The sequence below is a fragment of the Thiocystis violacea genome (assembly GCF_016583565.1).
Lineage (GTDB): Bacteria > Pseudomonadota > Gammaproteobacteria > Chromatiales > Chromatiaceae > Thiorhodococcus > Thiorhodococcus violaceus_A.
The window spans coordinates 1-9,839 of record NZ_NRRF01000109.1 but is presented as its reverse complement, the minus strand read 5'-3'; the positions used below and the strand labels follow the sequence as shown (position 1 = coordinate 9,839).

At 67.1% G+C, this 9,839-nt stretch carries 11 protein-coding genes and 1 pseudogene; 2 read left to right on the top strand and 10 right to left on the bottom strand.

Annotated features, from left to right (window positions below; translation table 11 throughout):
- Both CKO23_RS27020 and CKO23_RS22790 read left to right on the top strand, forming a co-directional pair.
- Positions 1-124, top strand: a pseudogene (locus CKO23_RS27020) (IS1595 family transposase); the annotation flags it as partial.
- Between the two features lie 147 nt (positions 125-271).
- Positions 272-556 carry a hypothetical protein gene (locus CKO23_RS22790; RefSeq protein WP_242482675.1) on the top strand — a complete coding sequence of 95 codons (285 nt, stop codon included), beginning with the start codon at positions 272-274 and terminating at the stop codon, positions 554-556.
- Between the two features lie 206 nt (positions 557-762).
- Here the strand turns inward: CKO23_RS22790 and CKO23_RS22785 are convergent, their stop codons facing one another.
- The 10 genes from CKO23_RS22785 to CKO23_RS22740 all read right to left on the bottom strand — a co-directional run bounded on the left by CKO23_RS22785 (position 763) and on the right by CKO23_RS22740 (position 9,263).
- Positions 763-1,032, bottom strand: coding sequence for a DUF2442 domain-containing protein (locus tag CKO23_RS22785; protein ID WP_200335496.1), 270 nt, complete (start codon positions 1,030-1,032; stop codon positions 763-765).
- Positions 1,025-1,291 carry a DUF4160 domain-containing protein gene (locus CKO23_RS22780; RefSeq protein WP_200335494.1) on the bottom strand — a complete coding sequence of 89 codons (267 nt, stop codon included), beginning with the start codon at positions 1,289-1,291 and terminating at the stop codon, positions 1,025-1,027. The genes CKO23_RS22785 and CKO23_RS22780 overlap by 8 nt, the downstream gene beginning before the upstream one ends.
- A gap of 382 nt (positions 1,292-1,673) precedes the next feature.
- Entirely contained in the window at positions 1,674-3,476 is a 1,803-nt protein-coding gene (locus tag CKO23_RS22775) for a cobaltochelatase CobT-related protein (RefSeq protein ID WP_200335492.1), read from the bottom strand.
- Between the two features lie 119 nt (positions 3,477-3,595).
- Positions 3,596-4,660, bottom strand: a complete 1,065-nt coding sequence (locus CKO23_RS22770) for a DUF3150 domain-containing protein (protein ID WP_200335490.1) — start codon at positions 4,658-4,660, stop codon at positions 3,596-3,598.
- A gap of 81 nt (positions 4,661-4,741) precedes the next feature.
- Positions 4,742-5,089: a hypothetical protein gene (locus tag CKO23_RS22765; protein ID WP_200335488.1), complete on the bottom strand. Its 348-nt coding sequence runs from the start codon at positions 5,087-5,089 to the stop codon at positions 4,742-4,744.
- Positions 5,086-6,042 carry an AAA family ATPase gene (locus tag CKO23_RS22760; RefSeq protein WP_200335480.1) on the bottom strand — a complete coding sequence of 319 codons (957 nt, stop codon included), beginning with the start codon at positions 6,040-6,042 and terminating at the stop codon, positions 5,086-5,088. Before CKO23_RS22760 ends, CKO23_RS22765 begins: the two co-directional genes overlap by 4 nt.
- Positions 6,043-6,306: 264 nt before the next feature.
- Positions 6,307-7,392: a YqaJ viral recombinase family nuclease gene (locus CKO23_RS22755; RefSeq protein ID WP_200335478.1), complete on the bottom strand. Its 1,086-nt coding sequence runs from the start codon at positions 7,390-7,392 to the stop codon at positions 6,307-6,309.
- 93 nt (positions 7,393-7,485) lie between these two features.
- Positions 7,486-8,421 carry a phage recombination protein Bet gene (bet, locus tag CKO23_RS22750; protein ID WP_200335476.1) on the bottom strand — a complete coding sequence of 312 codons (936 nt, stop codon included), beginning with the start codon at positions 8,419-8,421 and terminating at the stop codon, positions 7,486-7,488.
- Between the two features lie 97 nt (positions 8,422-8,518).
- The gene (gene ssb, locus CKO23_RS22745; RefSeq protein WP_200335474.1) at positions 8,519-9,031 is read right to left on the bottom strand and encodes a single-stranded DNA-binding protein; all 513 of its coding nucleotides are present in this window, start codon (positions 9,029-9,031) and stop codon (positions 8,519-8,521) included.
- Positions 9,032-9,059: 28 nt separating this feature from the next.
- Positions 9,060-9,263 (bottom strand): hypothetical protein, encoded by a 204-nt coding sequence (locus CKO23_RS22740; protein ID WP_200335472.1) that lies wholly within the window; start codon positions 9,261-9,263, stop codon positions 9,060-9,062.
- Positions 9,264-9,839: the final 576 nt, after the last annotated feature.

The following is a 9,839-nucleotide window of genomic DNA, read 5'->3' as shown; positions in this document are numbered from 1 at the left end:
TGCCAGCTACCTGAACGAGTTCGTGTTCCGCTTCAACCGCCGGCGGTCCCGCAGCCGTGGGATGGTGTTCTACCGGGTACTCGAACTCGCGATTGCGAACGAGCCTGTGCGCTACAAGGAACTCGCACTGACCCAGCGACCCCGAACAGTACTCCCCACCCCGCCGAGGGCAAATGGCCACCCGCCAAGCCTCGACCTCCCTCCCGCAAACCGTCCGTGGAGGAACTCCGGTTAAGTGGAGAGCCCAGATCTCGTTAACGAAATGGCACGCGTGGATGAGTGCCTCAACACCCTGATCACGCCCGAGGAATGGGCCGTGTTTCAAACGTTCACGCCCGAGGCGATGGCCGCCTGGTTGCTCGCCACCGCGCAACAGGTGCAGTTGCGCAAGTACCGCAAGCATCCACGTGGCCCGAAGAACACGCCTCCAACGCGCACCCATGATCCGAAAAAGCCGCATGTGTCCGTCGCGCGCTTGCTCGCACAGCGTCAACAGCCCAAGACGCCCTCCCTGAAGCGGGGGGAACGGCGTCCGATGATCGATCACGTATCGTGACCTTCACAGCCATGGGCTTGAGCAGCAAAGGACCGTTGCAGAAACGACGTGAGACTCATCGATAGCTCGGTCCCGCGCACCAGAGGTTTCTGGACCCAATCTCGGTCAGCAAGGATCGGCAGCGACCGAGCATGCGTCGCACGCGAATCAGAAAGAGACAGAAGGCGAGGAATGAGGCATTGCGCCTTCCATCCCGTTTTGTCGTTTCAGGCGACCTGATCGAGCGGACGCAGCTTGCCTTGCTCGCGCAACCGCCGCTGGATGCCCCTACCACTGAGTTCGAATCCATTCGGCCAGCATAAGGCGCCCAACTCAAGGAAGAACCCTTGGAAGAACGCGTTGTCTTCAAGGGGCTTGACCATCTCGGTGCCCCGCGCGATCAAGGGTTGCAAGTCGTAGTCACCCGTGGTGCCGTCCGAAAACTCCAGTCGGATGGTGCGATCTTGCAGTGATTCGGCATTGACGATCTTAATCATTGTCGGCTCCCGGAATGCGCCGCAGTGGCTGAAGTGCAACCGCACGTTGCCAGTTGTCCCATAGCTCATCTTGATGGTCTGCGCACCAGTCCTTGACCAGCTTGGCCGCCTTTCTCGGCAGTCGCCCTTCGACCAATTCTCCTGTCTCAATCGCGACCAATGCCTCCGCCCCCTGATACTCGACATGGAAATGCGGCGGAAGGTGGTCATCGAAATACATACGCACGTACAGTCCGAAGAAATAGGAGATGACCGGCATCGCAATCCCTCAGTTTGATCCCGCAGATCAGGGTGAGTCTTCCCCTGGACGATCGACCCCCTACCCTTTCCCCGGGCTCACAGCCCCAGGAGCTTGAGAATACGCCGGTTTCCCCGAGCTGTCCCCATAGGGCGATCTTAGGCGCTCGCGATCATCCAAGTCAGCCAAACCCGATCTGGCCCATCGCCACGAGCTGAGTCAATAGCGACGCCCACGGTTGGCGAGGGTTTCGATCTCGCGCGCGAGGGCGCGGGCGGGAGGGTCGTGAAGCATGGTGCGTTCCTCGTCGAAAAGAGGGACGCACCCCCATGGGGAGACGTCCCCATGGGGTGAGCCCGGCGGATGCCGGGATGGTTGGTTGGAAAGGAGGCGCGGGCGCGCCCTAGACCAGCAGGCGCTCGGCGAGCCCGAAGAGGGCCTGCTTGAGATCGTCGACCGCCTCGATCACCCGGCTGTGCCGGAACAGCAATGAGACGTCGTGCTGGATGCCGAGCCCGGACAGTTCCAGGCCCGCCTGCTCGCATTGCGCGATGACCGAAAGGGCCAGCGCCGGGTCATCGGGCTCGCCGTCGGTCAGGGTCAGGATGAGGCACCGGGGCTCCGGGCGCAGCAGCAGATCCGCCGCCGCGAACCACATCCCTTGCGCCAGAGGCGTGCTGCCACGGGGCGATTGCGCGAAGGCGCCGGCCCGCGCGGCCGGACGCTGCCCATGCTGGAGCAGACGGGTCACGGTCGCCTCATCCCCGGACTCGCCCGGAAAGGCGGTCACCGCGACCGAGACGCCGGGAATGCGGTCGAGCGCCAAGGCCAAGGCGAGCGCCGCCTCCAAGGCTACCTGATAGGCCCGCAGGCTGGGTGTCACCGGGCGCGACATGGAGCCGGACAGATCGACCAGCAGATGCACAGCGGTGTTCGGCGTCGTCCGCGCCGTCTTGCGCGCGAACAGACGTCCTTCTCCGACACCGGCCCGATGCAGCCGGTTGGGGATGAGCTTGCGCCCCTGATGGACCGGCAAGGGCCGATCGAGACGGCTTGCCTGCATCAGACCCTGAAGGCGGGTGATCAGCGTCCGCGAGGTTTCTTGGACCTCCGCGAGGAGGATCCTGCCTCGGAGCGGATCGGCGTTTGCCTCTTCGGCCGCCGGCAGGAGCAATGCGCTGGAGTCATCAGCTCCGGCCTGGCCCAACCTGAGGCGGGCCGCCTCGAACAGGTCACCATCCAGATCGTCCGCCCTGGCCGCGAGAGTTTGGCGGATCTGTTCGACGGCGTCCTGGGCATCGGACTGGCCTGAAGTGGCCTCGCCGTTCCGATCGCCGTCGGCTGTTTCATCCGCCGATTCGCCATCGAGACCGGATTCGGCGCCACCCGACTCCGCGTCGTCCGCTTCGGCCATGTCATCGTCGGTGGCGCCATCGGCAGGACTGGGATCGGCCGCGTTCTCTGCGTCCGTCTCGACGGTCTCTGGATCGACTCCAGGACCGCCCTGCCCGGCTTCCTCATCGTTGGCCTCGTCCGATTGACCCGAATCGCCATCACTGGCTTGGTGAGTCGGCGGCGTCTCTGCCTCCTCTTCGAGCAGCCCTTCGATTTGCACCGCCAGCGCGGCGGCCTGGGCCGTGCTCGTCAGCGCTCCGATCCGACTCATCAGGCCCAACAGTCGATGGACCAGCGAGGCTGGGAAGGTCTGACGCAGCACCTGCTCTGCCGCCGTGGCATGCGGGGTCAGCGCCGTTTGGCCCAGCGCCCGGGCACGCAGACTGAGCAGCAGAAAGCCGGTCAGGATCCGTGCCGGATGCGCATCGACCTTAGGGATCTTGAGCTGCCCCTCGGCCAGCATCCAGTCGATGACACGCTCCAGCGTCGCGCGGGTGCCGGGGTATTGATGCCGGATGGCCTGCTCGATGCGGATGTCCTCCAGGATGTTGAGCAGATGTTGGCGCAGCGGCGAGGCCGCGCCCGCGCTCTGGAACACCGCCATGTCGGTATGGCGGACATGGCTCGCCTCATGAGCCAGGAAGCCCCAGGCGACCGGGCGCAGGTTGGATGCCGCCGGTAGATCCGGCAGCCAGATGGTGCGCCCGTCGGTCTGCGCCTGAGTGCCGCCCACGATCACCGCGACGCCGAACTTGCGTGCGAGTGCGGTGGCGACGATGGGCATGGCCTGATGCAGGGTCTTGGTGTGCATGCTGTCTCTCCGGTGCGGGAACACAGCCGCCCCCGCCGGGGCGCGCTGCACCCCGATGGGTTGAAGACCGCCGGCGATTGCCGGCGGCAGTTGGGTCGCCCCTGTCGGGGCGTGTTGGGCTAGAAGAAGCAGTCCAACGGAACGTCAGCGTTCGCGTCCGGTACGTCGATGTCGTGGGACATTGCCGGCTTCCGGCTGGAGACCGACTCGGTGACCGGGACATCCGTCTCGGTCGTCAGTTCGCTGTCATCGTCCAGGTCCAGGCATGGCGTCCGCTCGGCGTCCCTGCGCTGGGCATCTGCATCACCGTCGCGCTCCGGCGGGTCGCCGTCGGGATCAACATCCCCCGCCAGCCGCCCTGCCCCATGCCGGGTCAGACGCTCCTCATCACTGAGCAGCAGCCAGAGGCCGAAGCCCTCCTGGAACAGCGCCCCGCTGATGGGTCCACGTCTGGGCACCCGGCTCAGAAACCCATCCACCAACTCCAGGATCGGCTGAATCCGTGGGTCGACGAACGACAGCACGGCGAGCTTCTCCTGGATGCGCCGGAAGGTCCCGAGCGCGCGTTGGCTCAGGCTGTCCTTGCCGACCAGGCTCTTTTCCAGCGAAACGGCGATCTGCGCGACCTCGTGGAAGAGCGTGTAGCCGATCTCGGCGATGTCCTCCACCAGGGTCTCCCGGTGCCCATCCGCAGGCTGAATGACCAGCGGACGGTAGCGAAAGGAGAAGCGTGTTCCGATCACCTCGGCCGGATCCACGGCGGCACGCAGCTGCCGCTCCCAGTCGGGATGCCGGGCGATCCAGTCGGCGATTTCCCGGTCGTACTCGGCCAGGAAGGACTGGACCTCCTGTTCGAAGTCGCGTTTGAGCCCATCGAGCACGCCGCACAGACCGTCGACCTGGTCGTTGGGGACCAGATAGCCGCCCAAGAAGCGGGTACCGACCTTGAGGCAGGCACGCTCGGCCTGGCCCTTGAGGGTGTGGAAGACGCGGATCGCGTCCGGATTGCAGAGTCGCTTGCTGCCAAGTGAGACCAGCTCCTCGGAGGGGATCTCGCCTGCCTGAAGGCCCAGGTCATCGGCCCGCAGCTTCTTGCGCCCAGACCAGATACTTGCGGTCAGGACGATGAGCGACAGGCGCTCGGTCAGGGTGATGAGGGTGTCATCGAGTGTGGTGGTCGTCATGGTGTGGTCTCCCGCCGAGCGGGCGCACCACCGGCCCCGATGGGTCAGCGGTGTGCCCATCGGCTTCTGGTTGGATTGATGTCAGAACCAGTCGTCGTCGATGTCGCTGTCGAGCGCGGACAGATCGATGTCCGGCGTCGGCGGTGTCGGGACGCTGGGTGCGGGTTGTGGTTCGGGCTGAGGCTCGATCAGGCGTCCGTGCGCATCCAGCTCACGGATGCCCAGATCGACATAGCCCTTGGCGAGCTTGGCCTGGACCGTCCGCAGCAACCGCTCATAGCGGCTGGCGGGATAGACCCGGCTCTGGGACAGCTGTCCGGCGCGACCCCAGCGCACTTCACTGGAGCCGTCCTGACGGCGCCGCCAGGCCCAGTCCTTGGCCGAGCCATCAGCGTGGGTGTAGCGATAGAGCTGGAAGGGCTCGCTCATGGCGCGGTCCCTCCGCTCCAGAGGTCACCCATCACATCGGCGGCGAGGCGGTGAATGGCCTCGCGCTGCTCGGGCTCGGCCCGCGCGGTCAGCGCCTGCTCCAGGGCATAGGCGATCGGCTGCGGCGCCCCGCGGAAGGTCAGCGCCAGACGTGCCCAGCGCACCAGGGTGCGGGTCGAGAGCGTCACGGTCAGCTCGGCGCCCTGCTCCCCTTCACCGAGGAAGAGTCGCCGGATCTCGTTGGCAACGGTGATCATCAGGCTCGCCACCTCGCGCGGCAGGCTCGGGGCGCAGGTCTCCAGGACCCCCAGTTCGTCATCCGGGGACAGATAGCCGACCTGCAGGACGCGGAAGCGGTCCAGCAGGGCCAGGTTCTGGCGCAGCACGCCCTGATAGAGCCCGGTGGGATCACCGGCACCAGCGGTGTTGCCGGTGGCGAAGACCCGGAACCTCGGGTTGGGTCGGATGACCTCGCCGCCGTTCTGGGCGATCACCAGGGGCTGGCCCTCGATGACGTCGTTGAGCCCGGCCAGCTCGGCCGGGTCCATGAGGTCGATCTCGTTCAAGATGAGCAGATGCCCCTCGCGCATCGCGATGGCCAGGGGGCCATGCACGAAGCGGGTCGAGCCCTCGCAGAGGACGAACTGCCCGACCAGGTCGGACAGCTCCATGCGGCCGTGACAGGCGACGGATTGGACCGGCCAGTGCAGCCGGGCCGCGACCTGACCGATGAGCGAGGTCTTGCCGCTGCCGGTCGGACCGGTGAGCAGGAAGGCATCGCCCCCGGCCTGGCGCAGGAAGGCAAGGACCGAGGAGAGCCCCTGGCGGAAGACGTAAGGAGTCAGGACGGGGATCTGCGGATGCCCGTCGTCGGCGAAGCCTTCGATGGTCAGGCCCTTGGGGGCATTGACCCCGAAGGTCTGGGCGATATTGAAGCCTTGGGTGGTGCGCATGCGTCTCTCCGGCGAAGGGGAGACGCCGCCCCCAGGGGGAGACGGATCTCCCCGTGGGGTGGAGCCAGCGGGAGCTGGCGGACGGATATCGGCTCGAGGCCGGGTGGTGGTACGCGGGGTCTTGATGGATCGCCCCCGCAGGCGATGGACGGGCTCAGGCAGTGAGCACGTCGGAAAGGGCTGGCCCCTCAGGCCCGATGGCGCCTGACGGGCGAGCCCTCTGCCGTGAAGACCGTGCCCACGTGGGGCACGGCTGGATGGTGATCAGAAATAGCCGATGGGCTCTGATTCCAGGGTGGTCCCGGTGACCGACGCAGCGGAATCGTCCGCTGCGGGCGCGGACGCCTGGGCTGACGCCTTCCGCCGACGGCGTCGGGGCGTGTCGGGCTCGGCCGGTGCCGGCTGCGCGTCGTCGCCCTTGAGCGTGACCCGCACCCGCTCACTGGCGGGTCGACGGTGCGACTCTAGGACGGTCGGATCCAGGTCAGGAATCAACTCAGCGATTGCCTCGGCATAGTCCACCGATCCCTGCTGGCGATAGCGCAGCACCCGCAGGTCGGTCTGATCGGCGAGCAAGAAGTCGCCCATGAGCCCGACCAGTCCGCTCTGAGCCTCGGTCATCCGGGCCTTGAGCCCCTTGAGCTCGGTGTCGAGGACCTTGGCCCGGCGCTCGGCCGCGCGGTACTGGGCCGATAGGCGCTCCCACTGGACCTGCTCCTCCCCTGTCGGGACGAAGCAGTCCCGCTGCGGGTCCGGGGTCGGCTCTTGCTTCTTCCGTACCGCCTCGTGGAACTGGAGGCAGGCCGGGATCAGCTCCTGCTCGATGAACGTCGCGTCGCGCTCGATGACGAATTCCAGCGCCCGGACCTTGGGTCTGACCGGATCGAAGACCAGCCAGCCGCGCGCGGCCTCGGCGACGGCCAGCTGGAACTGCACCTGGACCCAGTAGAGCCCAAATGCCAGGCTGCCCTCGCCTTCACGGACCACGGCGTCCCAGGTCTTCTGCGCCGGGACCTTGAGTTCGACCGGCTCCCCGCTCTCGGTGAGCCCGTCGAAGGAGCAGCGCAACGCCGGATGGTCCGTATGCTCGGCACAGACCGGCAGCAGCAGGGTGTCGTGCCGCTCTTCGAAGCCCTGGCGGGCCGTATCTTCCAGGGCGATGCCGCGCTGGACGAAGGGGTTGTTGGACAGGTCGTCCGGGAGACAGAGTCCGGTCTTCTCGGCCCACAGGCGCCAGGGCGTCTGATAGGGCGAGCGACCGAGGATGACGGCCGCCTCGGAGGCGGTGACGCCCTGGGCGCGCCAGGCGAGCCATGCGGGCGTGCGCTGGGAGAGGTTGACGATCTTCATGGGAGGCTCCAGTCAGTGGGCGCACCACTCCCCCACAGGAGCGGTGTCCCGTGGGGGGGGAAGTGCGACCGGACGGACCGGTCGGATGAAGGCTCAGGCGGCCTCGGCCGGCGCGAAGCTCTCACGCTCGGCGCGGGCCAGCTCGGCCAGGGCATAGTCGAGGACTTCGCCCTGATAGCGACCCTTGAAGTAGTCCTGGGCCGAAGCCCAGGCCCGGCTCTTGGCCGCGCGGATCACCAGACCCTCGATCTGGGTGAGGATGGCCTCATCGACGTCCGGGACCACCGGCTCGGTGGACTCCGGGACTGACTCAGTGGTTGGCGTTGCGGTGGCCTCTGCGGACGACGTCGCGACGGTCATGCTGACCAGATCGCCGTCGATGGCCTTACCAGCCATCTCCTCGGCGGTGTAGCCCGCCTCCTCGGGAAAGGCCGCGCGCAGGCTCGCCGCCTTGGCGCATTTGAGGAGCTGACCACGCGGGCGCTTGACCCACATGGCCGTCGGCAGCTCACCTCCGCCCATGCGGGCATAGGTCTCCTCCCAGAACACCGTTTCGGTGAAGGGGCAGCGTGCCCCGCCGATCAGACGGTAAACGGTCACCTCGCACCAGGCGGGAAAGGTCACGGTGACGGCCTGATCCTGCCAGGTGCCGTTGACCTTGGTACTGCCGCTGAAGCTGCGGGTGACCTCGGGGCCGAAGCGCGCGGGATCCATCCCGGCCCATTGGCCGGTGCGCGCGGCGGTGGTCTGGACCTCGGCGATGCCGGGCCAGACGGTCTCGACCTCGCGCCCGAGGCTGCGGTTCCACATGGGCACGATATGCACGGGGCGCTTCATGACGTCCAGTCCACGAGCCTGGCAGTACCTGACGGCAAGAAGAACACCCTCGACCGTGTTGGCTGCGGGGAAGATGGAGTCGACCAGGACCTGCCAGGTGGCGGCATCCAGACCGAGCTCGGTGAGTGCCTGGGGCGGGATCGCCAGCCGACAGGCCGGGAGTGTGGTCAGCGTTGAGTTGGACTTGCTCATGGTGCCTCCGGATCAAAGGGGCACCGCTCCCCAGGGGGCACGGATGCCCCGGTGGGGTGAATGGCCGACCGCAAGGCGTGGCCGGATGTGGTCTCCCTCAGAACGGGATGGGATCGTCGAAGTCGGGTGTGGCGGCTCGCGCTGGTCGTGCCCCCGAGCGCCCGCGTCCGCTTGCTGGTGTAGACCGCGATGCGGAGCGTCCTGTCGTCGGTGTGGACCGGGACGGGTTTTCGCTCGCGCTCGGCCGCTCGGTCGCATTAGAGGGTCGACTGTCGAGCATCTGCAGGGTGCCGGTGACGTCGACCACCACGTCGGTCACGGACCGCTCACTGCCGTCCTGCGCCTGGTATTGGCGCGTGCGCAGCTTGCCTTCGATGTAGACCTTGGAGCCCGAGTGCAGATACTGGGCGGCGATGTCGGCGAGGCGCCCAAAGAGCACCACCCGGTGCCACTCGGTGCGCTCGCGGCTCTCGCCACTGGTCTTGTCGGTCCAGGTCTCGCTGGTCGCCAGCGAGAGGTTGGCGACGGCGTCGCCGCTCGGGAGCGCTCGGACCTCGGGGTCCACGCCCAGGTTGCCGATGAGGATCACTTTGTTGATGCCGCGTGACATGGTGTCGTCTCCTGTTGCAGGGGGCAGGTCAGGACCGCAGGGGCTCGGGGTGCCGCTGGAGAGCTGCGTCTCTGGGCATGGCGCGTGACTCGGCGAGCCGCTGTGCGGCGCGCAGGAGTCGTGGCCAGCCGGGGAGCTGGGCGAAGGCTGAGGTGTGGCTGTAGGTCGCCACGCCGGTGGTGAACAGGGCCACCGTGCGCAGGGCACGGATGGAGGCTGCGGTGGTGTGCATGCGTCGTCTCCGAATGGCGGAGAGACGCCCGCCCCTGGGGGGAGGTGTCTCCCCAGAGGGTGGAAGGCCAGCGTGCGCTGGCGGATGGTGCGCGCGGTCTTGTGAATCGCCCGCGCAGACGATGACGGATCCCAGGTTATGAGATCGCGCTAACATCTGTCGTCTCGACGCCGCCGATCACGCATGGCGACGCCGAGGCGACAGGGGTCCGGCGTACAGGCTCAGGGTCTGGATCAGCGGTGCGGACGCACGCGGGCTCAGGACGTCCCGACAGCCTGGCCGGGATCAGACGCCGTCAATCGGCGCGTGAGGGGCGCCAAGGGATGGCGCGGGTGGTGCGCGGAATTGGGTGCCTCCGCAGGCCGGTCACGCGCGCGATGGAAGCCGCGAGCAACTGCCTATTTTCTAGCACGCCGATGGAGGTCGCGCAACCCCAGCGGGCGATGCGTCACGGCGAATCCGTTCTAACGCACATGGCGGAGCGCCACCCCGGACCATGAAACGGGGCGGTAGCTTGGACGGACGCCAGGAGAGGCAACATATTGCGTCCTGTTGAGCCTCCTACAACAAGTGCGC

What these genes read in the sequence shown, in the direction of transcription:
- CKO23_RS22785 (WP_200335496.1), bottom strand. Translation starts at nt 1,032, where the DNA reads ATGATTAAGATCGTCAATGCCGAATCACTGCAAGATCGCACCATCCGA.
- CKO23_RS22780 (WP_200335494.1), bottom strand. Translation starts at nt 1,291, where the DNA reads ATGCCGGTCATCTCCTATTTCTTCGGACTGTACGTGCGTATGTATTTC.
- CKO23_RS22775 (WP_200335492.1), bottom strand. Translation starts at nt 3,476, where the DNA reads ATGCACACCAAGACCCTGCATCAGGCCATGCCCATCGTCGCCACCGCA.
- CKO23_RS22770 (WP_200335490.1), bottom strand. Translation starts at nt 4,660, where the DNA reads ATGACGACCACCACACTCGATGACACCCTCATCACCCTGACCGAGCGC.
- CKO23_RS22765 (WP_200335488.1), bottom strand. Translation starts at nt 5,089, where the DNA reads ATGAGCGAGCCCTTCCAGCTCTATCGCTACACCCACGCTGATGGCTCG.
- CKO23_RS22760 (WP_200335480.1), bottom strand. Translation starts at nt 6,042, where the DNA reads ATGCGCACCACCCAAGGCTTCAATATCGCCCAGACCTTCGGGGTCAAT.
- CKO23_RS22755 (WP_200335478.1), bottom strand. Translation starts at nt 7,392, where the DNA reads ATGAAGATCGTCAACCTCTCCCAGCGCACGCCCGCATGGCTCGCCTGG.
- bet (WP_200335476.1), bottom strand. Translation starts at nt 8,421, where the DNA reads ATGAGCAAGTCCAACTCAACGCTGACCACACTCCCGGCCTGTCGGCTG.
- ssb (WP_200335474.1), bottom strand. Translation starts at nt 9,031, where the DNA reads ATGTCACGCGGCATCAACAAAGTGATCCTCATCGGCAACCTGGGCGTG.
- CKO23_RS22740 (WP_200335472.1), bottom strand. Translation starts at nt 9,263, where the DNA reads ATGCACACCACCGCAGCCTCCATCCGTGCCCTGCGCACGGTGGCCCTG.